General features: G+C 68.5%; 25 protein-coding genes. 19 read left to right on the plus strand and 6 right to left on the minus strand.

All coding sequences use genetic code 11. The features are described from left to right. Positions 1-14: 14 nt before the first annotated feature. Entirely contained in the window at positions 15-827 is an 813-nt protein-coding gene (locus QRN16_RS02300; RefSeq protein WP_056442061.1) for a cyclase family protein, read from the plus strand. Further along, positions 824-2,239 (plus strand): MmgE/PrpD family protein, encoded by a 1,416-nt coding sequence (locus QRN16_RS02305; RefSeq protein ID WP_285184461.1) that lies wholly within the window; start codon positions 824-826, stop codon positions 2,237-2,239. The genes QRN16_RS02300 and QRN16_RS02305 overlap by 4 nt, the downstream gene beginning before the upstream one ends. Here the strand turns inward: QRN16_RS02305 and QRN16_RS02310 are convergent. Further along, positions 2,236-3,048 (minus strand): HpcH/HpaI aldolase/citrate lyase family protein, encoded by an 813-nt coding sequence (locus QRN16_RS02310; protein WP_285184462.1) that lies wholly within the window; start codon positions 3,046-3,048, stop codon positions 2,236-2,238. The two genes, QRN16_RS02305 and QRN16_RS02310, sit on opposite strands and share 4 nt — an antisense overlap. Before the next feature lie 8 nt (positions 3,049-3,056). Further along, entirely contained in the window at positions 3,057-3,857 is an 801-nt protein-coding gene (locus tag QRN16_RS02315; RefSeq protein WP_037184784.1) for an IclR family transcriptional regulator, read from the minus strand. Between the two features lie 244 nt (positions 3,858-4,101). Between QRN16_RS02315 and QRN16_RS02320 the strand changes: the two genes are divergently transcribed. The 11 genes from QRN16_RS02320 to QRN16_RS02370 all read left to right on the plus strand — a co-directional run bounded on the left by QRN16_RS02320 (position 4,102) and on the right by QRN16_RS02370 (position 15,399). Further along, positions 4,102-5,322, plus strand: coding sequence for an ABC transporter substrate-binding protein (locus QRN16_RS02320; protein ID WP_027504754.1), 1,221 nt, complete (start codon positions 4,102-4,104; stop codon positions 5,320-5,322). Next, entirely contained in the window at positions 5,319-6,302 is a 984-nt protein-coding gene (locus QRN16_RS02325; RefSeq protein WP_027504755.1) for a branched-chain amino acid ABC transporter permease, read from the plus strand. Before QRN16_RS02320 ends, QRN16_RS02325 begins: the two co-directional genes overlap by 4 nt. After that, the gene (locus QRN16_RS02330; protein WP_056442070.1) at positions 6,299-7,342 is read left to right on the plus strand and encodes a branched-chain amino acid ABC transporter permease; all 1,044 of its coding nucleotides are present in this window, start codon (positions 6,299-6,301) and stop codon (positions 7,340-7,342) included. Before QRN16_RS02325 ends, QRN16_RS02330 begins: the two co-directional genes overlap by 4 nt. Then, a complete protein-coding gene (locus tag QRN16_RS02335) occupies positions 7,339-8,058 on the plus strand; it encodes an ABC transporter ATP-binding protein (RefSeq protein WP_197027740.1) in 720 nt (239 codons plus the stop codon). Before QRN16_RS02330 ends, QRN16_RS02335 begins: the two co-directional genes overlap by 4 nt. Beyond that, the gene (locus QRN16_RS02340) at positions 8,055-8,759 is read left to right on the plus strand and encodes an ABC transporter ATP-binding protein (RefSeq protein WP_056442074.1); all 705 of its coding nucleotides are present in this window, start codon (positions 8,055-8,057) and stop codon (positions 8,757-8,759) included. The genes QRN16_RS02335 and QRN16_RS02340 overlap by 4 nt, the downstream gene beginning before the upstream one ends. Positions 8,760-8,787: 28 nt before the next feature. Then, positions 8,788-9,420 carry a hydantoin racemase gene (locus QRN16_RS02345; protein ID WP_285184463.1) on the plus strand — a complete coding sequence of 211 codons (633 nt, stop codon included), beginning with the start codon at positions 8,788-8,790 and terminating at the stop codon, positions 9,418-9,420. Continuing rightward, positions 9,417-10,784 carry an FAD-dependent oxidoreductase gene (locus tag QRN16_RS02350; RefSeq protein WP_285184464.1) on the plus strand — a complete coding sequence of 456 codons (1,368 nt, stop codon included), beginning with the start codon at positions 9,417-9,419 and terminating at the stop codon, positions 10,782-10,784. The genes QRN16_RS02345 and QRN16_RS02350 overlap by 4 nt, the downstream gene beginning before the upstream one ends. Positions 10,785-10,796: 12 nt before the next feature. Next, positions 10,797-12,263: a dihydroorotase gene (locus QRN16_RS02355; RefSeq protein WP_222649674.1), complete on the plus strand. Its 1,467-nt coding sequence runs from the start codon at positions 10,797-10,799 to the stop codon at positions 12,261-12,263. Then, on the plus strand, positions 12,260-13,447 hold the full coding sequence (locus QRN16_RS02360; protein ID WP_027504762.1) for a CaiB/BaiF CoA transferase family protein: 1,188 nt from the start codon (positions 12,260-12,262) through the stop codon (positions 13,445-13,447). Before QRN16_RS02355 ends, QRN16_RS02360 begins: the two co-directional genes overlap by 4 nt. 26 nt (positions 13,448-13,473) lie before the next feature. After that, entirely contained in the window at positions 13,474-13,875 is a 402-nt protein-coding gene (locus tag QRN16_RS02365) for a DUF6992 family protein (protein ID WP_027504763.1), read from the plus strand. Positions 13,876-14,133: 258 nt separating this feature from the next. Beyond that, positions 14,134-15,399, plus strand: a complete 1,266-nt coding sequence (locus QRN16_RS02370; RefSeq protein ID WP_285184465.1) for a glycoside hydrolase family 183 protein — start codon at positions 14,134-14,136, stop codon at positions 15,397-15,399. 3 nt (positions 15,400-15,402) lie between these two features. Here the strand turns inward: QRN16_RS02370 and QRN16_RS02375 are convergent, their stop codons facing one another. Both QRN16_RS02375 and QRN16_RS02380 read right to left on the minus strand, forming a co-directional pair. Further along, on the minus strand, positions 15,403-15,618 hold the full coding sequence (locus QRN16_RS02375) for a hypothetical protein (protein WP_285184466.1): 216 nt from the start codon (positions 15,616-15,618) through the stop codon (positions 15,403-15,405). A gap of 118 nt (positions 15,619-15,736) precedes the next feature. Next, entirely contained in the window at positions 15,737-16,207 is a 471-nt protein-coding gene (locus QRN16_RS02380) for a DUF3558 family protein (RefSeq protein ID WP_162246745.1), read from the minus strand. A gap of 658 nt (positions 16,208-16,865) precedes the next feature. Here QRN16_RS02380 and QRN16_RS02385 point away from each other — a divergent pair. From QRN16_RS02385 to QRN16_RS02400, 4 genes are read left to right on the plus strand one after another with little or no spacing between them, the layout of a single operon-like run. Next, positions 16,866-19,676 (plus strand): FAD-binding and (Fe-S)-binding domain-containing protein, encoded by a 2,811-nt coding sequence (locus tag QRN16_RS02385; protein ID WP_285184467.1) that lies wholly within the window; start codon positions 16,866-16,868, stop codon positions 19,674-19,676. A 60-nt stretch (positions 19,677-19,736) separates the two neighbouring features. Continuing rightward, the gene (locus QRN16_RS02390) at positions 19,737-21,122 is read left to right on the plus strand and encodes an acyl-CoA dehydrogenase family protein (protein WP_222632930.1); all 1,386 of its coding nucleotides are present in this window, start codon (positions 19,737-19,739) and stop codon (positions 21,120-21,122) included. A gap of 42 nt (positions 21,123-21,164) precedes the next feature. After that, positions 21,165-21,683 carry a DUF2243 domain-containing protein gene (locus QRN16_RS02395; protein WP_285184469.1) on the plus strand — a complete coding sequence of 173 codons (519 nt, stop codon included), beginning with the start codon at positions 21,165-21,167 and terminating at the stop codon, positions 21,681-21,683. Next, positions 21,680-22,468 (plus strand): cytochrome c oxidase assembly protein, encoded by a 789-nt coding sequence (locus QRN16_RS02400; protein ID WP_285184470.1) that lies wholly within the window; start codon positions 21,680-21,682, stop codon positions 22,466-22,468. Before QRN16_RS02395 ends, QRN16_RS02400 begins: the two co-directional genes overlap by 4 nt. Here the strand turns inward: QRN16_RS02400 and QRN16_RS02405 are convergent. Continuing rightward, complete coding sequence (locus tag QRN16_RS02405) at positions 22,416-23,330, minus strand: alpha/beta hydrolase (protein ID WP_285184471.1); 915 nt, start codon at positions 23,328-23,330, stop codon at positions 22,416-22,418. The two genes, QRN16_RS02400 and QRN16_RS02405, sit on opposite strands and share 53 nt — an antisense overlap. Positions 23,331-23,402: 72 nt before the next feature. Here QRN16_RS02405 and QRN16_RS02410 point away from each other — a divergent pair, with 72 nt between their 5' ends. Together QRN16_RS02410 and QRN16_RS02415 are read left to right on the plus strand one after the other, a co-directional pair. Beyond that, a complete protein-coding gene (locus QRN16_RS02410; protein ID WP_285184472.1) occupies positions 23,403-23,933 on the plus strand; it encodes a TetR/AcrR family transcriptional regulator in 531 nt (176 codons plus the stop codon). A gap of 102 nt (positions 23,934-24,035) precedes the next feature. After that, positions 24,036-24,308, plus strand: coding sequence for a cupin domain-containing protein (locus QRN16_RS02415; RefSeq protein ID WP_285184473.1), 273 nt, complete (start codon positions 24,036-24,038; stop codon positions 24,306-24,308). A gap of 132 nt (positions 24,309-24,440) precedes the next feature. Here the strand turns inward: QRN16_RS02415 and QRN16_RS02420 are convergent, their stop codons facing one another. After that, positions 24,441-25,448 carry an alpha/beta hydrolase gene (locus QRN16_RS02420; protein ID WP_285184474.1) on the minus strand — a complete coding sequence of 336 codons (1,008 nt, stop codon included), beginning with the start codon at positions 25,446-25,448 and terminating at the stop codon, positions 24,441-24,443. Positions 25,449-25,468: the final 20 nt, after the last annotated feature.

A 25,468-nucleotide genomic window follows, 5' to 3' on the forward strand; every position in this document is an offset into this window, starting at 1 on the left:
GAGAGAATCGAGCCATGTCGGACAGACTTCTCGAGGCCGTCACGGCCGGTGTACGCACGGTCGATCTCGGACGCCAGCTGCGGGTCGGTATGCCGCAGTCGCCGAATCACCCGCAGTTCTGGCACACGCTTCCGCGTCGGCACGGTGACATGACCCGGTCGGACGGCGGCAGCGCCGCGAACGACATGATCACCACCGGAACGCATGTCGGAACCCACATCGACGCGCTCGCCCACGTCTCCCACGAGGGGAAGATGCACGGCGGTGTCGACGCGGCCGAGGCCGGTGTCGGCGGCAAGTACGTCGAGCTCGGCGTGCACACGATCGCGCCGATGATCCGCCGTGGCATCCTGCTCGACATTCCGGCCGTGCGCGGAACCGAGCGACTCGAGGGCGGCGACGAGATCACGGTCGACGACCTCGAGTCCGCCTGCGCCGCCCAGGGTGTCGAGGTGTCGGCCGGCGACGTCGTGCTGATCCGCAGTGGGTGGGCGCAGTTGTTCGACGAGGGTCAGCCCTATGTCGGTGGTCCGTCCGGGGTTCCCGGCGTCGGCGAGCCCGGCGCGCAGTGGCTCGCGTCCCGAGAGGTGCACGCCGCGGGCGCCGACACCATCGCCTTCGAACGCCTCGCGCCGGGCGGTGGCCACGCGCTGCTCCCCGCTCACCGAGTCCTGCTGGTGGAGAGCGGCATCTACATCATCGAGGCCCTCGATCTCGAGGAGCTCGCACGCACCCGGACGTACGAGTTCACCTTCGTCCTGGTGCCGCTCAACATCTTCGGCGCCACGGGATCGCCGGTGCGCCCCCTTGCGGTGGTGTCGGCATGACCGAGTCCACACTCGCCCGCACGCTGGCGGAGTTCGCGGTGGAGCACTCGTTCGACGATCTGCCTGTCGACGTGGTCGACAGCATCGGGCTCCGCGTCCTCGACACGCTCGGGATCGCGATCGCGGCCACAGAACTCGACACCAGTGCGATGGCCACCGCGTGGGCGCGGGAGCAGGGCGGCCGGGCCGTCGCCTCGGCCGTCGGCGTGGAGGAGAACCTCCCGCCTACCCTCGCGGCCTTCGTCAACGGGGTGCTCGCGCACTCCCTCGACTTCGACGACACCCACCTGCCCTCGGTGCTGCACCCCAGCGCGTCGGTGGTACCGGCCGCACTCGCCGCGGCGCAGCAGCACGGCGCCTCTGGCCGGGACCTGGTGCGCGGCATTGCGATCGGCCTCGAGGTGTGTGTCCGCCTCGGCATGGCGGGTTTCGATCCGGAGACGAAGAACTCGGTGTTCTTCGAGAACGGGCAGCACGCCACGTCCATCTGTGGAGCCATGGGCGGTGCGGCCGCTGCCGCGGTGATCGGCGGCGCCTCGGCCGACGGCATCGTCGACACGCTCGGTATCGCGGCGTCGATGGCGGCCGGCATCATCGAGGCGAACCGCACCGGTGGCACGGTCAAGCGCATGCACTGCGGGTGGGCGGCGCACTCCGGCGTGTCCGCGGCGGGTCTCGCTCGGCACGGCATCACCGGACCGCCGACGGTGCTTGAGGGCAGGTTCGGATTCTTTCAGGCGTGGCTGCACCAGAGCGGGCGCGCCGCCGAGATCACCGACGGCCTGGGCAGCACCTGGGCCGCGCCGGGTCTCTTCGTGAAGCCCTACCCGGCCAACCACTTCACGCACGCGGCTCTCGACGCGGCGGCCGCGTTGCGAAGTCGGGGCATCACGCCCGCGGACGTCGAGCGGTTCGTCCTCGGTGTCCCCGCCGCCAACCTCCGGACCATCGGCGAACCCATCGAGGTCAAGCGCACCCCGCAGACCGGGTACATGGCTCAGTTCAGCGGGCCCTACGCGGTGGCGGTGGGCATGCTCGGTGGCGGTGGACTCGGTGCGGTACTGGACGACTACACCGACGAGAAGGCCACGTCGACGGAGCGTCGCGACATCATGGCGCGCGTCGACGTCGTCCCGGACGCACAGTGCGACGCCATCTTCCCGCACCAGTTCCCGGCCGTTCTCACGGCGCACCTCACCGACGGCACCACCGTCGTCGAAGAGGTGTTGACCACGCGCGGTGGACCGGAGCGGCCGTTGTCGTTCGAGGACGTTCGAGCGAAGTTCTCGGCCAACGTCGACGGTCTGCTGAGCGTGCAGGCAGCCGACGCCTTCGCAGCGCAGTGCGCCGGCCTCGCCGACCTCGAGGACCCGGGCGTGCTGTTCGATTCGATTCGTACTCTGGGGAATTAGAGTCGGACGCGGGCCAGGATCTCCCGGGCGCCGCGGACCACGGCTTCGTCGACGAAGCGTCCGTCGTCGTCGACCGTGGGCCCACCGGCCGCCCGGTCGAACAGGTCGACGAGGCGCTCGGCCCGGCGCACGTCGTCCGCCGCCGGTGTCAGGGCATCGTTGATCACGGGCACCTGACCGGGATGCACCGCGGTGCGGGAGCGGAAGCCCATGTGCACGAAGTGCGCGGTGGTGGTGACGAATGCGTCGAGGTCGCGGAACTCGGTGGAGGTCGGTGCGATCGGCGCCTCCAGACCCGCTGCTGCGCAGCCGATCACGATGTCCGCGCGGATGGCGTCGACCACGTGCTCGGTGTCCGCCGCGCGGGTGATCCGCAGATCGGCCAGCAGGTCCACCTCGCCGATGCCGACGGTCACCAGTCGGGAACTGCTCGCCAGGTCGGTCAGGCCGCGCAGGGCGGCCGCGGTCTCCACCAGACCCACCATCGCGATGTCCGCGTCTCCGAGTCGCTCGTCCGCCTCCGCGAGGGAGGCCGCCCCGCACTTGGCCACGATGATCCCGGTGACGCCGGGGCGCGCCGCCGCGGCGAGGTCCTCGGCGAGGAACTCGGGTGTCACACGAACCCACACCTGCGCTCCACCGTCGCGCGGACGGTCCAGCCACTGCGCGACATCGTTTCTCGCCGTGTCTTTCTGCGCGAGTGGGACCGCGTCCTCGAGGTCGAGGATGACGGCGTCGGCCGGTCCCGAGACGGCCTTGTCGAACAAGGCGGGCTTCACGGCCGGCACGTAGAGGAACGAGCGCGGCATGCGGCGGGTCATCGGGCGGCCCGCGCTTCGAGGCTCTGCGTGATCGCGCGCGCGGCGGCCAGCACCTGACCGGCGTGCGCCACATGATCGTCGTCGGCGGTGGAGGAGTAGCGGAAGGCCGGTCCGGAGGAGCTGACCGAGCCGAGCACGTGGCCGGCCGCGTCGAAGAACGGGGCGGCGATGGAGGCGGCGCCGGTGTTGCGCTCGTTGATGGAGGTCCCGTAGCCGGTGTCTCTGATCTCCTGGAGCCGGGCCAGGAACGTCGTCTCGTCGGCGTCCGGAGCGCTTCCCCGCAGCTCCTCGAAGGCTTCGTGCGCGTAGTGCGGCGGAAGGAACGCGAGGATGGCGCGGCTCGAGGCGCCGGAGTGCAGCGGGTACTGCGGGCCGATCTCCACCACCATCTTCACCTCCTGCGGGCTCTCGTACTGGTCCAGGTAGACCCGCCGATGCCCCACCAGGACGGACAACGTCGCCGTCTCGAGGGTCTGCGCACGTAGTCGGCGCAGGATGGGAGCGGCGATGGAACGGACATCGAGTTGGCTCCATGCCTTCGTGCCGAGTCCGATGGCCGCCGGGCCGAGGGAGTAGGTGGACTCGCCCGCCACCGGCTGCACGATCGAGCGCGATGCCAGGGACTGCAGGATCCGGTGCACCACAGCCTTGCTCAGGTCCAGGCGGCGCGCGAGCTCCGTGACACCCAGTGCCCGGTCGGACTGCGCGAAGGACAGCAGGACGTCGGCCACCCGATCCGCCGATTCGGTTCCCGTCGACGCGGAGTCGGTGCCGGTCGAGCTGGTAGTTGCGGCCATGGGGCCAACCTTCCACATTCGCTGAGTACGTGCGCGGCTTCGGCGCGTTCCGCTGAGCGAACCATACCCGTAACAAGAAAGTCATCAAAGAGCCTGTTCTGACCCAGTGATGCGTGTAATACTCAGTACTGCAGGGAATAGCCACCCACTAAGTGGTGCGCTGAGCGGAACACAGGTCGTGTCCTTCGGTCACACGGTTTCCCGAGACTCGGCGCCTCGATCGGCGCGGAAGGCAGATCCAATCATGAGAAAAGTCGTAGGCGTGCTCGCCGCAGTGGCCCTTCTGGGCACGGCTGCGTGTGGATCCTCGTCCGGATCGGACGGTTCGGGTCCCATCAAGATCGGATCCGTGCACCCCACCACCGGTGCGCTGGCCGGTGTCGGTGGACTGATGAACGACGGTGCCGCACTGGCCGTCGAGGACATCAACGGTGCCGGCGGCATCTCCTCGCTCGAGGGGCGTCCACTGGAACTCGTCACCGGTGACAGCCAGGGCAAGGCGGAGGTCGGCCAGAGTGAGGCGCAGCGTCTGATCGACGACGGCGCAGTCGCCCTGGTGGGCACCTATCAGAGTGACGTGACGCAGAACGTCGCATCGGTCGCCGAGCGCTCGCGGGTGCCGCTGGTCATCGACGTCGCGGTCGACGACAAGATCCTCGACCAGGGTTACCAGTACGCGTTCCGTATCCAGCCGAACGCCTCCAGCATGGGTACCGACGGCGCCAAGGCGCTCGCGGCCATCGAGGAGCAGACCGGCCAGCCGATCGATCGCGTGTCCTACCTGCACATCGAGGGCTCGTTCGGTGACAGCGTGTTCGACGCCTTCGAGAAGGAGGCCGCGAACCAGGGCATCTCCTCGGTGCAGGAGATCACGTACCCGGCCACCAACTTCTCCGACGCCACGACGCAGGTGCGCGAGGCCGCGGTCTCCAACCCCGACGTCATCGTCGCGACGGGCTACTACCCGGACGGTCTGCTGATCGCGAAGGCCGTCGAGCAGTTGAACGTGAACGTCAAGGGTGTCTACGGCATCGCCAACGGCGCCTTCGACGACAGTTCCTTCCCGGCTGCCGCGGGCACCGCCGGTGAGGGTGTGCTGTCCGCCAACTACCACTTCGATGCCACCAGCGATCGAGTCAACGACATTCGCTCGCGCTTCGAGGAGAAGTACGGCCGTCCGATGGAGACGGCGGCGATGCTGTCGTACCAGGCCGTCGAGGTCATCGCGGCCGGACTCGAGGACGGCGCCGACGCGGATCCGGAAGCGTTGCGCGAGGCCATCTCCGGCGTCACCATCGACGATCCGCTGCTCGCCTTCTCCGGTCCCATCCAGTTCGACGAGACCGGTCAGAACTCCAACGCGACCGTCATCGTGATGCAGGTGCGCGACGGCCAGGTCACCCAGGTCTTCCCGGACGAGTTCGCCACCGAGGCCATCGAGTTCCCCGCGGGAGCGGGCCGGTGACGGTCGTCGCCGAGAGCGCGGCCACGGAGAAGACCCGGCGCGCCGTGAATCCCGGCGTCGCCGTCGGGGGAGCGCTCGTGGTGATCCTCGCCGTCATCTTCTTCGTCGGCGGCAAGGACCAGGGCCTGGTCGGCCAGGCCATCGTGTCCGGTCTGCTGCTCGGCGGGGTCTACGCGCTGATCTCGGTCGGCCTGACACTCATCTTCGGTGTGCTCGGCATCGTGAACTTCGCCCAGGGCGCGATGCTCACCCTGGCGATGTACATCGTGTACGCGCTCTCGACGGCGGGGTTGCCCGTCTACGTGGCAACGCTTCTCGCAGTCCCCGTCATGTTCGTGTTCGGCATGATCGTGCAGGCCACCCTGCTCACCAAGCTCACCATCGGCGGGAGCCACGAGGGGCCGCTGCTGGTCACCCTCGGGTTGTCGTTGCTCATCATCAACGTGCTCCTCATGGTCTTCGGTGGTCGGCCCAAGTCGGTGGAGGCGCCCGTGGACGGATCGATCTCGATCCTCGGCACCGTCGCGGCCTGGCCTCGGGTGCTCGCGTTCGTCGGTGCCGCGGTCGTGGCGATCGCGCTCAAGTCGGTGCTCGAACGCACGCGCCTCGGGTTGTCGATCCGCGCGGTGGCGTCGAACTCGGAGGGCGCCAAGCTCGTCGGAGTCGACATCGGCCGGGTCTACGCGCTGACGTTCGGTATCGGCGCGGCCTGCGTGGCCGTCGCCGGCGGACTGATGACACCGTTCACGTCTCTCACCCCGTCGGTGGGCGAGCAGTTCACGATCCTCGCCTTCGTCATCGTGGTGCTGGGCGGTCTCGGCAGTGTCGTCGGAGCCATGGTCGGCGGCATCGTCATCGGTCTGGTCCAGACGGTCGGCGCCCTGTACCTCCCCGGTACCGGATCGCTGATCCTCGTCTTCGCCGTGTTCGTCATGGTGCTCTTTCTCAAGCCCGAAGGTCTGTACGGAGGACGCCGATGACCACCACGACGGATGTCTCGACGGACTCCGCGTCCGACACGCGGCTGAAGGACTCCTGGCTGCGACGCCAGTTGCTCACGCTCGTCATCGGATTCGTGGTCGTCGCCGCGTTCCCGCTCGTGCTCGGCGAGCAGGCGCAGACGGTCGCTGTCCGGACATTGATCTTCGCGATCATGGCGGTCGGCTGGAACCTCATGAGCGGCTTCGGCGGCATGTTCAGCTTCGGTCACGCGGCGTTCTTCGGCATCGGCGCGTACACCGGTGCGTATCTGCTGGTGGAGCACGGCATCTCGCCGTGGATCTCCATGCTCGTCGGCGCCGTGGTGTCCGCCGCGGTGGGCACCACCATCGCCTACCTGTGCTTGCGCTACCGGCTGGCCGGGTCGTACTTCGCCCTGGCGACGTTCGCCTTCGCGCAGATGTTCCTGCTGCTCGTGCAGAATCTCGAGGTCTTCAACAAGACCGAGGGCTTCAACGTGCCGATCCTGCCCCGTGATTCGTGGTGGATGCTGCAGTTCGAGAAGGGCAGTGCCAACTACCTGTGGATCCCGTTGGTGATCCTGGCGCTCGCGGTGCTGGGCACCATCTTCTACGTCCGGTCCCGCCCGGGGCAGTACGTGCAGGCGATCCGTGACGACGCCACCGCGGCAGCCTCTCTCGGCATCGACACGATGAAGTACCGGCTCATCGCGGTCGCGGCGAGCTGCGCCCTCACGGCCGTGGCCGGCGTGTACTACGTGCAGTACTACTTCTTCGTGGGCCCCGAGCAGGCATTCGGATCCGCGGTGTCCGTCGAGGCCATCGTCCCGGCCGTCATCGGCGGCATCGGAACCATCTGGGGACCGGTGCTCGGCGCCGCGGTCATCGGGCCGCTGTCGGAGCTCATCAACGAGCTGCTGCGCAACCCGCCCGCGTTCCTCGAGTTCCTCCAGGGATCCATCGGACTCGACGTGGCGGTCTACTCGGTGATTCTCATCCTGATCGTGATCTTCCTGCCCAAGGGGATCTTCGGCACGATTCGCGAGAGGTGGCGCAAGTGAGCGTCCTCAGTATCGAGAATCTCAGCAAGTCGTTCTCGGGCATCCACGCGGTGCGCGACGTCAGCATCGACGTCCCGGACGAGCAGTTTCTCGGCATCATCGGCCCCAACGGCGCCGGCAAGACCACTCTGTTCTCGCTGTTGGCGGGCGAGCAGCCGCCGACGTCGGGTCGCGTGATCTTCGACGGCACCGACATCACGGGGTGGCCCGCGGACCGCATCGCGCGCGCTGGGCTGGTGCGTACGTTCCAGTTGATGCGGCCGTTCGAGTCGATGTCCGTTCTCGAGAACGTCACCATCGCCGCACTGTCCAAGCGTAAGTCGCGGAAGGACGCGCGTCGGCACGCTCTCGAGGTGCTCGACCGGGTGCAGCTCTCCGACCAGGTGGGCGGGACGGTGTCGACGATGTCGACGGCCGGACTCAAGCGCCTGGAGCTGGCCCGCGCTCTTGCCATGGAACCGCGGGTGGTCCTGCTCGACGAGGTGCTCGCGGGACTCGTTCCGGCGGAACGTGCGCCGATGATCGAGCTGCTGCGCTCCCTGCACAGCGGCGGGCAGACGGTCCTGTTCGTCGAACACATCATGGCCGCGGTCATGGCGTTGTCCGAGCGTCTGGTCGTCATGCACGAGGGCGCGGTCCTCACAGCGGGGGATCCGCGCACCGTCATCGAGGACCACCGCGTCGTCGAGGCCTATCTGGGTGAGGAGACCGCATGATGCTCGAGATCGACGATCTGCACGCCGGCTACCGGCGACTGGAAATCCTGCACGGTGTCACGATGCATCTGGAGAAGGACGAGATCGTCTCTCTCATCGGAGCCAACGGCGCCGGCAAGACCACGACGCTGCGCGCCCTGTCGGGTCTGGTCACGCCCAGCAAGGGCCGCATCATGTTGGACGGCAGCGACATCAGTGGCAACCGCGCCGATCGCATCGTCCGGTCGGGACTGGTGCACGTCGCCCAGGACCGCGCACTCTTCGGTTCGCTGCCGGTCTCCGAGAACCTGGAGATGGGCGCGTACACCCAGAAGCGCGGGTCCACGAAGGAGTCGCTCGACCGCGTCTTCGATCTGTTCCCCATTCTCGCCGAGCGGCGGACCCAGCGCGCGGACACCATGTCCGGCGGTCAGCAGCAGATGCTGGCCATCGGCCGCGCCATGATGTCGAAGCCGCGTGTGCTCACGCTCGACGAACCGTCCGTCGGCCTGGCGCCGAAGCTCGCCGCCGAGGTCCTCGAGGCCATCGTGCGGATCCGCGAGACCGGGGTGACCGTGCTGATCGTCGAGCAGAACGCCGCACAGGCACTCGCGATCTCCGACCGCGCCTACGTCATCGAGAGCGGGTCCATCGTGCTCACCGGTACGGGAGCCGAGCTCGCCCACGACGATCGCGTCAAGGCTGCGTACCTCGGCATCTGATGCCGCACCTCTCGTCAGGAGTTTCTTCGTGCGATTGCTCGCATACACCCCCATCCATGTCGACTTCGCCGAGTTCCGGCGACGTCAGGAGCGGTACGACGCACTGAGCCCGGTGGGCGTGTCCGTCGTCCTGCGCAACATCGGTCCCGATGCTCCGCGCGCGCTGGACACCGAGGCCGACGTCCGAGCGTCCGAAGTGGCGCTGGCCGCCGCCTTCCGCGCGTCCGATCCGGACGAGTTCGACGGATACCTGCCCGACTGCGTGCTCGATCCGTGTGCGGAGGAGGCGGACTCCTTCGAGCGTCCCCTGTACGGACTGACGCGACTCACCGCGTCGTTCTACGCCTCGCAGGGCCACCGCCTCGGCGCCCTCGCCCGCAATGCCGCCATCGCTGCCGAACTAGACCGCCGCGTGGCGGGTTACGGCATCCCCGCCGAGCCGACCGTCGTCATGGACCTGTCGTTCGACGACATCGCGGACTCGCGGGCCTGGGCCGACGCGGTCACCGTCCACGCTCGTGCGCTGACGTGTTCGGTGGCCATCAACGCGTGCTCGGCGGTCGATCTCACCGGGCCGCGAACCACACCGCTGGTCGTGGATCCCACGGCCACCGCCCTGCGCCTGCTCGCACTGCGCGACGACCTGGAGCCGGCATCGTGAGCGCGGACGGACCCGATCTGATCGTCGCCGGGGCCGGCGGCGGACTGATCGCCGCGCTGCGTGCAGCCGAGCACGGACTCGACGTGCTGGTCGTCGAGGCCAGCGACCACTTCAAGCGCGGCAACAACACCGCGATGTCGACGGCCATGATCCCCGGTGCGGGGTCCCGCTGGCAGCGTGAGGCGGGCATCGAGGACTCCCCGGAGACGTTCGTCGAGGACGTGCTCCGCAAGACGAAGGGCACGGCCGACACAGAGCTCGCCGGAGCCCTCGCCCGCGTGAGCGCGCCACTCGTCGAATGGATGGCGGATCACCTCGACGTGCCGTTGTCGCTGGTCACCGATTTCGCCTACCCCGGTCACTCGGCACTGCGCTGCCACACCGTCGAGGGTCGGCACGGAAGCGTGTTGCTCGAGCACCTGGTGCGCGCGGTGACGGCGGAGCCGCGCATCGACGTTCTGGCACCGGCCCGGCTGACCGACGTCCGCGTCGACGACGGTCGCGTCACCGCCGCGGTGATCACGCTCCCGGACGGATCGACCGAGACGATCCCCACCGACGCGGTGTTGTTGGCCACCAACGGGTACGGCGGCGACCACGAGCGGGTCGCCACCCACGTCCCCGAGATCGCGCAGGCTCGCTACCACGGCAGCGAGCACTCCCGCGGAGACGCGCTCACCATCGGTGACCGTCTCGGCGCCGCGACCGCGTATCTCGATGCGTACCAGGGGCATGCGGCGCTGTCGAAGAAGGCGTCGACCCTGGTCGGGTGGGCCACCGTCATGCACGGGGGCGTCGTCCTCGACCTCACGGGACGACGCTTCGGTGACGAGACGACGGGCTACTCCGAGTACGCCGCCCATCTCGCGGCCCGCCCGGAGTCCGAGGGCGTCATCGTCATCGACCGCGACATCCACGACAAGTGTCTGTCGTTCACCGACTTTCGTCAGACGGTCGATTCGGGCGCCGTCGTGTGGGCGGACACGCCGGCCGAGCTGGCCGACGCGCTGGGGCTCCCCGCCGATGCCGTCGTCGACGAACTCGCGGCCGTCGAGAGGTACGCACGGGGTGAGGCGTCGGACCCGCACGGGCGCACCTCGTTCGAGCACGAGCTCACCGGGCCGTACGCGGCGATCCGCATCGTCCCCGCGCTGTTCCACACCCAGGGCGGCCTCGTCGTCGACGGGAACGCTCGGGTCCTGCGACCCGACGGCACCGCGATCGAGGGACTGTTCGCCTCCGGCGGCGCTGCGATGGGCATCTCGGGCCACGGCGCCGCGGGGTACCTCGCCGGCAACGGATTGCTGCCCGCACTCGGACTCGCTTATCTGGCCGCAGATGTCGTGGCCGGTACTCATCACTAGAGAAGGATTGTCATGACGAAGCTTCTGATCACCAATGCCCGAGTCGTACGTCCGGGCGCCGATCATCCCGAGGACGGCGAATTCCTCGACCTGCTGATCGAGGACGGGAAGTTCACCCGCATCGAGGCGGGGATCGATCCGTCGAGCGCCGACACCGTCGTCGACGCCGCCGGCAAGGTCGCATTCCCCGGAGTGGTGGACGCGCACCAACACTGGGGCATCTACAACCCGCTGGGTGAGGACGCCTACACCGAGTCCAGGGCCTGCGTGCAGGGCGGTGTCACCACCTCGCTGTCCTACATGCGCACCGGTCAGTACTACATGAACACCGGTGGTTCGTACGCCGATGTGTTCCCGACGGTGCTCGAGGCCACCGAGGGCAAGCCGTTCGTCGACTACGCGTACCACCTCGCGCCGATGTCGAAGGAGCACATCGCCGAGATCCCCTCGCTCATCACCGATCACGGTGTGACGTCGTTCAAGATCTTCATGTTCTACGGCAGCCACGGGCTGCACGGGCGCTCGACCGACCAGAGCGAATTCCTCATGACGCCGGAGGGCGAGCGCTACGACCTCGCGCACTTCGAGTTCGTCATGCGCGGCATCCAGGCGGCCCGTGAGCAGCTCGGTGACAAGGCCGATCACATCTCGCTCTCGCTGCACTGCGAGACCGCCGAGATCATGAGCGCCTACACCAAGCTCGTCGAGGAGGAGGGAACGCTCACCGGCCTCGCGGCGTACAGCGCCTCCCGGCCGCCGCATTCCGAGGGCCTCGCGGTCACCATCGCGTCGTTCCTCGCCGACGAGACGCAGCTGCCCAACATCAACCTGCTGCACCTCTCCTCCCGCAAGGCCCTCACCGCCGCGATGCGGATGGCGAAGGCGTTCCCGCACGTCAACTTCCGTCGCGAGGTGACCATCGGTCACCTGCTCGCCGACATCGACACCGCCTACGGACTGGGCGGCAAGGTCAACCCGCCGCTGCGCCCACGCGACGACGTCGAGGCACTGTGGGAGCACCTGCTCGGCGGCGACATCGACTGGGTGGTCAGCGATCACGCCTGCTGCAAGGACGAGAAGAAGTTCGCCGAGGACCGCGGCGACATCTTCGCCGCCAAGTCCGGATTCGGCGGCGCCGAGTACCTGCTGCCGGGACTGGTCAGCGAAGGCCGCAAGCGTGGGCTGAGCTGGCGCCGTATCGCCGAGCTGACCTCGCTCAATCCCGCTCGTCGCTACGGACTTCCGGGCAAGGGCGAGATCGCCGTCGGTATGGACGCCGACCTGGCACTGGTCGATCCCGATCACACGTGGACGGTGCGTCCCGAGGATTCGGAGTCCACGCAGGAGTACACCCCCTTCGAGGGCTTCGAACTCGGCGCGAAGGTCACCGACACGTTCGTGCGTGGCCACCGCGTACTCGACAACGGCGCTGTCGCGGGGGAGCCCACCGGCCGCTACCTGCACAGGCCCTACAAGTGACCGGGCCCCTGGAGGGGATTCGCGTTCTCGACGCGTCGACGATCCTCGCCGGTCCGCTGGTCGCCCAGATCCTCGGCGACTTCGGTGCCGACGTCGTCAAGATCGAGCACCCCACCAAGCCGGACGGTATGCGTGGGCACGGTCTGGACAAGGACGGGCACCCGTTGTGGTGGACGATGGTGAGCCGCAACAAGCGCGGCATGACGCTGAACCTTGGCAAGCCCGAGGGGGCCGACGTCTTCCGCAAGCTCGTCGCGGACGCCGACGTGGTGGTGGAGAACTTCCGGCCGGGCACCCTCGAGAAGTGGGGCCTCGGCTACGACGTGCTGTCCGAGATCAATCCGGGTCTGATCCTGTTGCGTGTCACCGGTTTCGGCCAGACCGGGCCCTACTCGACGAGGCCGGCGTTCGGCACCCTGGTCGAGTCGATGAGCGGGTTCGCCCACCTCACCGGCTCGGCCGACGGACCGCCGACGCTTCCCGCCTTCGGTCTGGCGGATTCGCTGGCCGGTATCGCGGGATCGTCGGCGGTCTCGATGGCCCTGCTGCACCGGACGAAGACGGGAAAGGGTCAGCAGATCGATCTCGATCTGCTGAGCCCCATCATGACGGCGGTCGGGCCCGGCATCATCTACGCCGACCAGTTGGGCATCGACCAGGAGCGCACCGGTAACCGGTCGAGCAACAACGCGCCCCGCAATCTCTATCGGACCAAGGACGAGCACTGGCTGGCCATCTCCACCAGTGCCAACTCCATCGCCGAACGCGTTCTCCGCCTCGTCGGTCACCCGGAGGTTCTCGACGAGCCGTGGTTCGCGACGGGTCGTCAGCGCGCGGCCCACGCCGACCTGCTCGACGGATACGTCGGTGGGTGGATCGCCGAGCGCACGCGCGACGAGGTGATCGCGGCCTTCGAGGAGGCCGGCGCGGCGGTCGCCCCCGTCTACAAGCCGAGCGAGCTGCTCGACGATCCGCAGGTCAACGCCATCGAGATGGTCACCACAGTCGAGGACGACGCTCTCGGGCCGGTGCGCATGCAGAACGTCATGTGGCGCATGGGGGAGAGCCCTGGCAGCATCCGCCACACCGGACGTCCGCACGGCGCGGACACCGACACCGTGCTCGCCGAGCTCGGTCTCAGCGACGACGAGGTGCGCACCCTGCACGAGACCGGCATCGTCTGACCGCTCGAGTGGGCACACTGGTGTCCATGACGTCAGCACACAGTGTCGCGAAGGATCTCGGTCGACGGCTTCTCTGGTGGGGCGGCGGCAGTGTCGCGGTCGGTGCCGCCGCAGCGTTGGGCGGCGGCTCTCCCGCGGTCCGTGCTTTCGGCATCCAGACCGCGGGCTGGGGTGCCATCGATCTCGCCATCGCCGGGATCGGGGCGGCCCGGTCCACCGAGGTTGCGGCCGACAAGCTGCGGAAGACCTTGTGGATCAACACCGGACTCGACGTCGTCTATGTCGCCCTGGGTGCACATCTCCTGTACCACCGGCCCACCTTCGGCGGGAGGGTGACGCCGCAGCAGTCCTCCGGGCACGGTGCCGCCGTCGTCGTGCAGGGTGCGGCTCTTCTGGTGCTCGACAGCGTGCACGCGAAACGCTTGTGACTCAGGACTCGGCATACCGTCCGGTCCGAGGGGCACACTGGACTGGAGTCCGCGGACCGACGTGGGCCTCGTGGCCGGTGCGTCCGTCGGGGGCGCACCGGCCGCCCTCATTGCGCGGCTGAAATACCCACCATGTAATTCTCATTTGTCAAGTACCGACACGTGCATTTGTTGCGGCGTGCCCACTTTTCGGTAACACTCACCACATCAGTCACATGAGTCACGTGAGTCACACAGTCGATCGGTGGGGGTCGGAGTATGCGAGCACGAAGTCGGCAGATCGCGGTGGGGGCCGCGCTGACGTTGGTGGCCAGCGGTCTGGGTGTGCTGTCGGCACCGGTCGCGTCCGCGGAACCGTGCGGTGGTCTCGGTGGCCCCGGCTCGTCACTGCTGGGCAGCTTCTTCGGTAGCAGCGGATCGAGTGGCGGCGGGGGCAGCAACCCGCGCGGGACTCAGCAGCCGCTCGCCCCGATCCGCAGTGGGAACACACAGTCCGTGGGGTGGGTGACCGGACCTCTCAGCGCCAACAACACGTACGACCGTTTCGGCATCTCGGGTACCGATCTCGGCATCAGCTGGGACAACGGCGCAGGCCAGACGCTCATGGCGTTCGGTGACTCCTTCGGCAACTGCTCGGTGAACGGGCAGCAGTGGCGCAACAACCTGCTGCTGCGGTCCAGCGACGACAACCTCTCCGACGGCATCACCGTTCCCGACGCCGTGCCCGGCGACAGCGCGTCCGGCTCCATCGTCCTGCCGGCGACGCCTCGGTACGCCGAGCAGATCGTCCCGACGCTGCGGTTGCCGGAGATCGAGGTGACCACCATCCCGACAGCTGCCATCGCCATCGACGGTGTGCAGTACCTGAACTACATGTCCGTGCAGAGTTGGGGAGCGCCCGGCCGGTGGGTCACCAACTTCTCGGCTATCGCGACGTCGAGGGACAACGGGCAGAGCTGGACGACGGACCCGATGACCATTCGCGTCAACAAGGGCGTCACGATTCCCGGTGTCGCTCAGGTCAACGAGGCCAACGGCCGATTCCAGATGAACGCATACGCCAAGGGTCCCGACGGCTGGCTGTACCAGTTCGGAACGCCCAACGGCCGTTTCGGTGCAGCCTTCCTCGCCCGTGTGCAGCCGGCGGACATCCTCGATCTGACGAAGTACGAGTACTCCACCGGTGATGTCGCGCGCCCGTGGTCGACCGATGTCGCCGATTCGAAGAAGGTCGTCGACGAACCGGTCAGCGAGCTCAGCGTCTCGTGGAACGCGTACCTGAAGAAGTACGTGATGCTCTACGGCGATGAGAACCAGGGCTCGATCGTCGCCCGCACCGCCACGGATCCGCAGGGACCGTGGAGCCCGATGACAACTCTGCTCGGGCGTGCGGAGACCATCGGCGGCGTCTACGCCCCGTACATCCACCCGAAGTCGAGTGGGCGTGACCTGTACTTCACTGCCTCGCGCTGGTCCGACTACAACGTGATGCTGTTGAAGGCGGATCTCGATGCGCTGAAGTGACGGCTACTTCGGCGTGATGCGTTGTGCCGCTTCGCTGTCGGTGGACTGATAGTTCCGACCCATCTCGGTGAAGGTGTCGGCGAGCGACGACGCGATCGCGATGTGCGCCTGGAGCAAGGTCGACAAAGACCCCGGCCCACCCACCGCGAGCTCGGAGTACTTGCGCGCCAGCGCCAGGCCGGAGGGGAGGGTGCCGAAGCCCTGTGCGAAGTCCTGCACTTGGATGGTCGACCTCACGGCGGTGATGCCTTCGGCGAATTCTGCGCACGCACGGGCACATCGCTCCGCGGCCTCCGTGGTTATTTCGAGCTCGTTCAACCCTGTCACGGTGCCCCCGTCATGGTGGTGTCGCGCTCTCGAGAGCGCCTGAAATGCGCCTGGCTTCTGCGCAGTAGTCGCCGACAGTTGATGGATCACCCGCGTTTCTCACGGCGAACTCAATTGCCCCTGCGGTCGATGCGTACGCGATGTGGCAGGCCTCGTCGAGAGTTCCCGGAAGTTGCTGGAAGCTGAGCGCTGGGCGCCCGCCTATATCTATATCCTCTTGGTTCACGGATCGGCTGTCTCCGCGGAACTCTGATATCGCTGTGGTCGTCGACGAGATGGTCAGGACGAACCAGTCCTGCCGGAACGAGCAGTACCGCCACTGACTGTTTCCCTGATCGAACTGACCCGAGTCGACGATCTCCGCGTTCACGCCCGCAGCCGCCACGGCGTCACTCGGAATGGTGCACGGATCCCACAGCTCCGCGACGGGTTCGCCCGAGACGCCGGGGGAGCAGGCGCCGCAGAACACGAGCGCAGCCACGGCCACCCCACCTCGAATCCATCGCACTCGAACTTGGACGCGGTCAGCGGCCCGGCGGTTCCCATGCGGATCCGCGCGGGTTTTGGTCAGCCGCGCGCGGTCCAACCGGCGCGGGTGTCCGAACGGTGCTCGGATCCGCCGCGACCGCTGGCCGCGCAGCTCCCAGCACTGCGCGCAGGCCACGGACTTGCGCGTACTGCTGCACGGTGCGCGTCTGCGGCGCCGACCGACGCGCCGATCCGCGCGACCGTCAGCACCCCCGCTCACCACAACCGGCGCACCCGACCGGAGCGTGCGCGGACAAGCGAGCACCACCATCCGCTCACCGCCCAGCACCGTGCGCAGGCCACGTCCAGCGCGTACTGCCGCGCAGTGCGCGCCGGCACCCACCCGCCCCCCAACCACCCGCCCCCCAACCACCCGCCCCGCACTTACCCGCCCCGCACTTACCCGCCCCGCACTTACCCGCCCCGCACCCACCCGCCCCGCACCCACCCGCACCGCACCCAACCACCCGCACCGCACCCAACCACCCGCCCCGCACCCGCCCGCCGGTACCCACCCACCGGCACCCACTCACCCGCCCCCCACCCACCCGCACCCGTTCGCCCCCGCCATCCCCACACCCCCGCCCACCCGGCCCGGTAGCGTCGACACGGTGATCTCCGCCGAGGACTGCGCCCGCGCACTGCGCCGCGCGGGCCTCGACGACGTGCTCACCGACGGCACGACCCGCGCCGCCTATTCGTCGGACGCGTCGCTCTACCGCGTGCACCCGCTCGTCGTCGCGCGGCCCCGTCGCACCGAGGACATCGCGGCGGCCGTCGCGGTGTGCCGCGAGACCGGGGTCCCGCTGACCATGCGCGGCGGCGGCACGTCCGTGGCCGGCAACGCGGTGGGTACCGGGGTTGTACTCGACGTCAGTCGGCACCTGAACCGGGTGCTCCACGTCGACCCCGAGGCGCGCACCGCGACTGTCGAACCCGGCGCCGTGCAGTCGGTGGTGCAGAAGGCAGCGGCGCAGCACGGGCTCCGGTTCGGTCCCGACCCGTCCACCTTCACGCGCTGCACCGTCGGCGGCATGATCGGGAACAACGCGTGCGGCTCGCGCACTCTCGGCTACGGCCGGACCTCCGACAACGTCTCCGCGCTCGACGTGGTGACGGGCAGCGGGGAGCAGCTGCACCTGCCGAGGGACACCACGTCTCCGACTCTCGATGCGCTGCGGCAGATCGTCGCCGGCGGACTCGGAACCGTCCGAACGGAATTCGGCATGTTCGGCCGCCAGGTCTCCGGCTACGCGCTGGAGAACCTGTTGCCGGAGAACCGTTTCGACGTCCGCCGGATGCTGGTGGGCAGCGAGGGCACGCTCGCGGTCACCACGCGCGCCACCGTCGACCTGGTGACGGAGCCTGCGTTCCGCATCCTCGTCGTTCTCGGGTACCCGGACATCGCCACCGCCGGTGACGCCGCGCCCACCGTCCTGACGTTCACGCCCACCGCATGCGAGGGCATCGATTCGCGCATCGTCGACGTCGTCCGCGAACGCCGCGGACTGCATGCGGTTCCGCCTCTTCCCGGCGGCGCCGCGTGGTTGTTCGTCGAGGTCGTCGGCGATACCCGCGAGCAGGCCACGGACCGAGCCGACGCGGTCGCACGCGGCTGCGGAGCGGTCGACTCCCTGGTGGTCACCGACGCGGAACGCACCGCTCGGCTGTGGCAGATCCGAGCAGACGGAGCCGGACTCGCGGGGCGCAGTCCCGCGGGGTTGCCGGCACACGCCGGGTGGGAGGACGCGGCGGTACCGCCGGCCTCGCTCGGCCGATACCTGCGCGACTTCGACGACCTCATGACGCAGTACGGGGTGACCGGGCTGCCGTACGGGCACTTCGGTGACGGGTGCCTGCACGTGCGCATCGACCTGCCGCTCGACAAGCCCGGTGGGACAGGGGTGTTCCGCCGGTTCCTCGTCGATGCCGCCACGCTGGTGGCGCGGTACGGCGGGTCGTTGTCCGGTGAGCACGGCGACGGCCGTGCGCGCAGTGAGCTCTTGCCCCTGATGTACTCGGCGGACACACTCGCGTTGTTCGGTGCCGTCAAGCATGCGTTCGATCCCGACGGCATCCTCAATCCCGGTGTGCTCGTGGATCCTCGACCGCTCGATGCGGATCTTCGTGTCCCGTCCGCGACGTCTCGGACGCTGCTCGCGATGGCCTACGCCGAGGACGGCGGCGACTTCAGTCAGGCCGTGCACCGGTGCACGGGCGTCGGTAAGTGTCGCGCGGACACCACCGGCACCAGCGGGGTGATGTGCCCGTCGTACCTGGCGACTCGGGAGGAGAAGGACTCCACCCGCGGTCGCGCCCGGGTACTGCAGGAGATGATCAACGGCACCGACGTCACCGGCGGGTGGCGCTCGCCCGAGGTGCACGATGCCCTGGATCTGTGCCTGTCCTGCAAGGGATGTGCCTCGGACTGTCCGACCGGTGTCGACATGGCGTCGTACAAGGCGGAGGTGCTGCACCAGAGCTACCGACGTCGGCTACGCCCTGTGGCGCACTACTCGCTCGGGTGGCTCCCGCGCTGGGCTGCTGTCGCCGCTCGGGCGCCGCGCGCCGTCAACGCTGCGGCGCGGCTTCCGGGTGTGGGTCCGCTGGCACTGCGGGCGGCGGGCATCGATCCGCGTCGCTCGATACCCGAGTTCGCCCCGAGGACGTTCCGGCAGTGGTTCCACGAATCGCACCGGCCCACGACCGGTGATCCCGTCGTGCTCTTCGTCGACTCCTTCACCAATCACTTCACGCCCGAGGTGGGCCGCGCGACGGTGCGTGTGCTCGAGGCGGCGGGCTACCGGCCCAGGCTGACCGAGAAGCAGCAGTGTTGCGGTCTCACGTGGATCTCGACCGGTCAACTGGACGCCGCGAAGCGCATCCTGGGACGCACCGTGGACGCCGTGACCGAGGCGTCGGACGGCGGTGTTCCCATCGTGGGTATCGAACCGTCGTGCACCGGTGTACTACGAAGCGACGCAACGGAACTGCTCGGCAGGGAACGCGCCGCGCCGGTCGCCGAGGCCGCCCGCACGCTGGCCGAACTGCTCACCGAGCGCGGGTGGGAACCGCCGTCCCTTAACGGCCGAGAGGTGGTGGCGCAGCCGCACTGTCACCACCACGCCGTGATGGGCTGGGGCGCAGACGCGGCTCTGCTCGAGAGAGCGGGCGCCGATGTGCAGCGCCTCGGTGGTTGCTGCGGGCTCGCCGGGAATTTCGGCGTCGAGAAGGGGCATTACGACGTCTCGGTCACCATCGCCGGTCAGCAACTTCTGCCGGCGGTGCAGTCGGCGGCGGACACCGCGTCGATTTTGGCCGACGGCTACTCCTGCCGTACCCAGCTGTCCGATCTCACGGATCGCCGCGGTGAGCACCTCGCGCAAGTGTTGGCGAGCGCGTTGCCTGATGAGACTGAGTGACGTGTAACACTCGTCGAGGTGGGGTATGCCCTGCCGAAACAACCGTCCTGGGGGGACATCATGGCTTTCGATCTGACGCTCACACCGGCCCAACACGAGTTGGTCGGTCGTGCTCACGACTTTGCCGAGAACGTGGTGCGACCCGTCGCGCAGCACTACGACAAGGAGCAGGAGTTCCCGTGGCCGGTGCTGCAGGAGGCGGCGCGGGCGGGCTTCTACTCGCCGTTGTTCTACCGCGACCTCATCGGTGACCCGACCGGGCTCTCGCTGCCGGTGTTCATGGAGGAACTGTTCTGGGGTTGTGCGGGAATCGGTCTCGCGGTGGTGATGCCGGCGCTCGCGCTGTCGGCCATCGGCCAGGCGGCGACGCCCGAACAGATGCTCGAATGGGCACCGCAGTGCTTCGGCACCCCGGACGACCTGAAGCTGGCGGCGCTCGCCATCTCCGAGCCCGAGGGCGGCAGCGACGTTCGCAACCTGCGGACGACGGCGCGGCAGGACGGCGACGACTGGATCATCGACGGCCACAAGATGTGGATCGGCAACGGTGGCATCGCGGACGTGCACGTGGTCAACGCCAATGTGGACCCGGAACTCGGTCACAAGGGCCAGGCCCTGTTCATCGTCCCCGGCGGGACCCCCGGACTGGAACTCGTGCGCAAGCTCGACAAGCTGGGGTGCCGTGCATCCCACACCGCGGAGCTGAAGTTCGACAGTGTCCGCATCCCCGGCGCCAACCTCCTGGGCGGCCTCGACAAGCTCGAGCACAAGCTGGCCAAGGCGCGCGAAGCGGAGAAGACCGGAATCAGAGGTCGCTCCGCCACTCTCGGAGCGCTCGAGCAGACACGACCGATGGTGGCCGCTCAGGCCCTCGGAATCGCCCGTGCCTCCTTGGAGTACGCGACGAAGTACGCCAACGAGCGTGAGGCGTTCGGGTCACCGATCATCGACAACCAGGGCATCGCCTTCCCGCTGGCGGATCTCGCGATGCGGATCGACGCGGCGCGCCTGTTGACGTGGCGCGCCAGTTGGATGGCGGCCACGGGTGTCGCCTTCGAGCGCGGCGAGGGGTCGATGGCCAAGCTCGCCGCCACGGAAGTCGCGGTGGCCTCCACCGAGCGGGCGATCCAGACGATGGGCGGGTGGGGCTACATCACCGACCACCCGGTGGAGAAGTGGTACCGCGACGCCAAGCTGTACACCATCTTCGAGGGGACCAGTGAGATCCAGCGCGTCGTCATCAGCAACGCGATCGCGCAGCAGGACGGTGCGCCGCCGCTGCACGTGCAGATGGATGCCGAAGGGTCGGCGCTGAACAAGGCGTTCGGCCGTGGCACCGAGACACGGACCAAGGTCATGGACAAGGCGATGGCGGCGAAGGACAAGGTTCCCGAGCCCGTGCTGCGGGGTGCCATGAAGTTCCTGCAGCCGCCCAGCCGGAAGTAACCCGACCGTTTCGAGGACCGTGCGTCGGGTACTGCCCTGCGCATGGTCACCTCGAAACGCCCACAAGGCGTCGTGCCCGACCGCGGAATCGCCCTGCCCGGCATCGTGCTCGGTGTGGGCCTGGGCGGTTTCGTCGACGGGATACTGCTGCACCAGATTCTGCAGTGGCACCATCTGCTGAGCAGTTCGGGCGACGACAACATCGGCCTGCAGCCTTATCCCGTCGACACCGTCCACGGCCTCCAGATCAACACGCTGTGGGACGGCGTCTTCCACACGGTCACCTGGCTCGCCGTCCTACTGGGTCTCGGAATGCTGTACTCGCGTGTCACCGGATCGCGCGGGCGGGTGTGGGCGTCGCGAGTGCTGTGGGGGTGGGTCCTGGTCGGGTGGGGCCTGTTCAACCTTGTCGAGGGCATCGTCGATCACCATCTGCTGGGCATTCACCATGTCCGCAGCGGTCCGCACCAACTGTGGTGGGACCTCGGCTTCCTCGCCCTCGGTGTCCTCCTGATCGCCGGCGGCCGGCTCCTGCAGCGCAGCGCACGTCGATCGCGATGAAGCTCGCGCACGACACCCATCACGGCAGCGGTGGTCTCGGACCGGTCGTGATCCTCGTCGTGGTGGCAGCCGTGTATGTCGTTGCGGCGGAGCGCTGCAGGCATCAGCCGCGGGGATGGAACCCGTGGCGCACGGTGAGCTTCCTCGTCGGCATCGGGCTCCTCGTCCTCGCCGTGGTCCCCGCACTGTCTCCGTACCCGGACGGCGACTTCCGCGGCCACATGCACCAGCACCTGCTACTCAGCATGTACGCGCCGTTGGCGCTGGTACTCGGTGCCCCGATGACGCTGGTGCTGCGTTCGGTGTCGTCGTCGACCGGCCGCGCCATCGGACGTGTCCTGCGCTCGCGGCCGGTGCACGTGATCGCGAATCCGGTCGTCGCGCTGGCCCTGAACCTCGGTGGTCTCGCGCTGCTGTACTTCACCCCGCTCTACGTGGCGACGACACACAGCACGGCGCTGCACCTGGTGGTGCACGTGCACTTCTTCGTGGCGGGCTACCTGTTCGCGTGGGTCGTCGCCGGCCCCGACCCGGCACCGCATCGGCCTTCGGTACCCACCCGACTCTGGATACTCGGGGCGGCGATCCTCGGTCATGCTGTCCTGTCGCAGCTGATGTACGCGGGACTCCTCGTGCAGATTCCGGTTCCCGCCGATCAGCGCCAGGGCGCCGGCGAGCTGATGTACTACGGCGGCGACATCGCCGAACTGCTTCTGGCGCTGGCGCTTCTGCTCACGTGGCGACCGGCACGACGTCGCGAAGAAACGCCAGCTGGTCGGCGATGATCCGGGGGAAGAGCGGCTCGACGTACGGGTCGAAGTGACCACCCTCGTACGTCACCACGGTGGCGCGCGGGATCTTCCGTGCTGTGCGCAGCGCAATGTCCGTCGGGGTGATGGCGTCGTTCGTGGCGATCTGGACGAGGGCGGGGCACGTAATCTTCGCGGCGGTCTTCCCCGGCGAGTACAGGCCGATGTGGAGCAGGATGCGCGCGGCGACGGTCTCGGGGTAGTCACCGGTCCGCAGTCCCGACGCGTCGAGTAGACGGTCACGTCCGACGGTGGCATCGGGCGAGACCATGGCGGCGAGGGCACCGGGTTCGCCGATCGAGTCGATGTAGCGGGGCTCGCGGCCGAGCAGAGCCCGGATCTGGTCCGAGATCGCGGCCGGTGCGAGACGCAGGGTCTGGCGGAGGCCGGCGGAGCGCACGGCGGCGATGCCGTCCACGTGCGGGACCTGCGCGATGATCGCGGCCAGTCGTTCGCCCGTGCCCGCCAGGGTGAGGACGTGGCCCCCGCCGAACGAGGTGCCCCATGCGACGACGCGGTCGGGGTCGACGCCGTCGAGCCGCCGGGCGAACGCCAGCGCGTTGCGCCAGTCCTCGAGCTGCATGCGCACGTCCAGGAGCTGCCGTGGGGTTCCTTCGCTGTCGCCGAAGTACCGGTAGTCGAACAGCGCGACGACGTAGCCCGCCTGGACGAACTGGTCCGCGTAGGCGGGGAGACGCAACGCGCGCACCGATCCGAAGCCGTGGGCCATGACGATGATCGGCGCGGAACCGTCGAGCCCGGCAGGTCGGAGGACCGAGATCGCGCAGCGATCGGAACCGGAGTCGAACCACAGGTCGTCGCGAACGGTGTCAGGCATGCGGGCTCCTCTTGATTGACGTTCAAGAGAACGTAGCAGCGTCTTGATCAAGCATCAAGATAGGGTGACCGCATGCCTCGGAACAGACGTCCGCAGGATCGGGAAGAGAAACGGGCCGAGATCGTCGACGCCGCGACGGCCCTGTTCGTCGAGGCCGGATTCGACGGCACCCCGCTGAGCCGGATAGCGCAGAGCGCCGGCGTCACGCCCAACACCATCTACTGGTACTTCTCCGACAAGGACGAACTGCTCGTCGCCGCCCTCACCGAGATCACGGCGACGGCGTTGACGCGCTTCGCGGAGCTGGAGGTGACGTCACCGCAGGAACGGCTGACGTGGGTGGTGACCGAACTCGAGCGCTATCACCGGTTGGTGGACACCGTGCATGCCCGCGCTGCGGTGTCGGCACCGATCGACGAGTGGCACAACGGGTTCCATGCCATGGCCGATGCGCTGGTCGCGGAGGAACTGCGCCACGTCGGCGTCGCCGAGGAGCGGATCGCCGCGCGGACCAAGGTCGTGGTGTTCGCCGTCGAGGGCATGCTGACGCATCCGCAGAGCGCTGCCGACAAGGCTGCGATCGTCGACGCCCTGTTCACCTAGACGACCGGGGTGCCCTGCCGGGGCGCTCCTCGGCAGGGACTTCCCCCGTGGACCGGCACCGCGAATGCTGGACACCAGCACCACCGACGAGAGGAACCGCGCATGCAGATCACCCGAAGCTCGATCGCGACCACCAAGGGTCCGGCCGACTGGTTCACCGGCGACGTCTACATCGACGCCGTTGCCGCAGCTCCGACCCCGTCGCGGGTCTCGGCCAACCTGGTCCACTTCATGCCGGGGGCGCGTACGCACTGGCACCGCCACTCGCTGAGCCAGACGGTGTTCGTCACCGAGGGCGTCGGTCTGTGCCAGCGGCAGGGTGGGCCGGTCGAGGTCATCCGTCCCGGCGACCGCGTGCTGTTCGAGGCCGACTAGGTGCACTGGCACGGCGCCGCACCGGATCGTCTGATGGTGCATCTCGCCATCAACGAGGGCGACGACGAGCACGACGTCGTCGTGTGGATGGACCCCGTCGCCGACGCGGAGTACACCGCGCACGAGTGACGATCAGCGGGGGAGACGTCCCTCGATCCGCTCCACGATGGCAGGCCAGATCTCCGACCGTGGATCGACGACACTGAAGTGGTCTCCGGGGCCTTCGACAAGCGTGACATCGTCACCTGCGGCCGATGCTGCGGTGACGTACTCGCGGCCGATGTCGTTCAGGTTCGGATCGTCCGATGCCGCGACCACGACGATCTGCGGAACCCCGAGTGGCAGTCGCGCTCGGGGGGACGACTCCGCGTGAGCATCCGTGTACCGCGAGCCCAGGGCTGCACGCACCGCGCCGTCACCCAGGCCGCGGTCGTCGGCGATCTTCAGGTCGAGGACTCCGGCGAGACTCACGGCCAGTGCGGGACGGGCATCCGCGGCCCAGCGCATCGCGAGCTGTCCTCCTGCCGAATGGCCGAGGACGGCCTGCGCACCAGCGTGCTTCAGGGCCGCGGCGACATCCGCCGTCGTCGTCTCCCACCCGTGCTCGTCGGGGCTGCGGTACTCGACGTTCCACGTGACGTAGCCGCGGTCGGCCAGATCGATGGCCGCGGCGTCGAGCGAGTCGAGTCGCCACGGTGCCCGCCAATAGCCGCCGTGGATCAGGGCGACGACCGGCCCGCTCGTCCCACGCACCTCGGCGAACTGTTCGGGGTGCGCCCCATACGACTCGACGGTCGCCGGGTGCAGTCGGTGATGCACGATCCGATCGACGGCGTAGCGGAGCCCGCCGAGTCCCCGTCCGCGAATGTGGGCGTGCAGGCCCGCCGAGAGGTCCGCGGCCACGTAGCCGTAGTCGACACGCACCACACAGCGGTCGTCGGACAGCGCGTCGACGTGTCCTCCGGGCGCAGGCACCACGATGACGTCGCCCGATGCGACCGACGGATCGTCGGACACGTGCACTTCCCCGGTGGCGCCGCGCGCAGCGAGCGCGGACTGCACCAGGTCGGTCACCGTGCCGAGGTCTCGAACGGCGTCCGGGTGCAGGACGACGTCGATTCGTTCCGAGGACTCGCTCATCCCTCGAATCTACGTCCTAG

The sequence above is a fragment of the Rhodococcus sp. MEB041 genome (genome assembly GCF_030208955.1).
GTDB lineage: Bacteria > Actinomycetota > Actinomycetes > Mycobacteriales > Mycobacteriaceae > Rhodococcoides.

What these genes read in the sequence shown, in the direction of transcription:
- QRN16_RS02365 (WP_027504763.1), top strand. Translation starts at nt 13,474, where the DNA reads ATGACGTCAGCACACAGTGTCGCGAAGGATCTCGGTCGACGGCTTCTC.
- QRN16_RS02330 (WP_056442070.1), top strand. Translation starts at nt 6,299, where the DNA reads ATGACCACCACGACGGATGTCTCGACGGACTCCGCGTCCGACACGCGG.
- QRN16_RS02400 (WP_285184470.1), top strand. Translation starts at nt 21,680, where the DNA reads ATGAAGCTCGCGCACGACACCCATCACGGCAGCGGTGGTCTCGGACCG.
- QRN16_RS02395 (WP_285184469.1), top strand. Translation starts at nt 21,165, where the DNA reads ATGGTCACCTCGAAACGCCCACAAGGCGTCGTGCCCGACCGCGGAATC.
- QRN16_RS02320 (WP_027504754.1), top strand. Translation starts at nt 4,102, where the DNA reads ATGAGAAAAGTCGTAGGCGTGCTCGCCGCAGTGGCCCTTCTGGGCACG.
- QRN16_RS02315 (WP_037184784.1), bottom strand. Translation starts at nt 3,857, where the DNA reads ATGGCCGCAACTACCAGCTCGACCGGCACCGACTCCGCGTCGACGGGA.
- QRN16_RS02390 (WP_222632930.1), top strand. Translation starts at nt 19,737, where the DNA reads ATGGCTTTCGATCTGACGCTCACACCGGCCCAACACGAGTTGGTCGGT.
- QRN16_RS02420 (WP_285184474.1), bottom strand. Translation starts at nt 25,448, where the DNA reads ATGAGCGAGTCCTCGGAACGAATCGACGTCGTCCTGCACCCGGACGCC.
- QRN16_RS02355 (WP_222649674.1), top strand. Translation starts at nt 10,797, where the DNA reads ATGACGAAGCTTCTGATCACCAATGCCCGAGTCGTACGTCCGGGCGCC.
- QRN16_RS02310 (WP_285184462.1), bottom strand. Translation starts at nt 3,048, where the DNA reads ATGCCGCGCTCGTTCCTCTACGTGCCGGCCGTGAAGCCCGCCTTGTTC.
- QRN16_RS02300 (WP_056442061.1), top strand. Translation starts at nt 15, where the DNA reads ATGTCGGACAGACTTCTCGAGGCCGTCACGGCCGGTGTACGCACGGTC.
- QRN16_RS02405 (WP_285184471.1), bottom strand. Translation starts at nt 23,330, where the DNA reads ATGCCTGACACCGTTCGCGACGACCTGTGGTTCGACTCCGGTTCCGAT.
- QRN16_RS02370 (WP_285184465.1), top strand. Translation starts at nt 14,134, where the DNA reads ATGCGAGCACGAAGTCGGCAGATCGCGGTGGGGGCCGCGCTGACGTTG.
- QRN16_RS02305 (WP_285184461.1), top strand. Translation starts at nt 824, where the DNA reads ATGACCGAGTCCACACTCGCCCGCACGCTGGCGGAGTTCGCGGTGGAG.
- QRN16_RS02340 (WP_056442074.1), top strand. Translation starts at nt 8,055, where the DNA reads ATGATGCTCGAGATCGACGATCTGCACGCCGGCTACCGGCGACTGGAA.
- QRN16_RS02415 (WP_285184473.1), top strand. Translation starts at nt 24,036, where the DNA reads ATGCAGATCACCCGAAGCTCGATCGCGACCACCAAGGGTCCGGCCGAC.
- QRN16_RS02410 (WP_285184472.1), top strand. Translation starts at nt 23,403, where the DNA reads ATGCCTCGGAACAGACGTCCGCAGGATCGGGAAGAGAAACGGGCCGAG.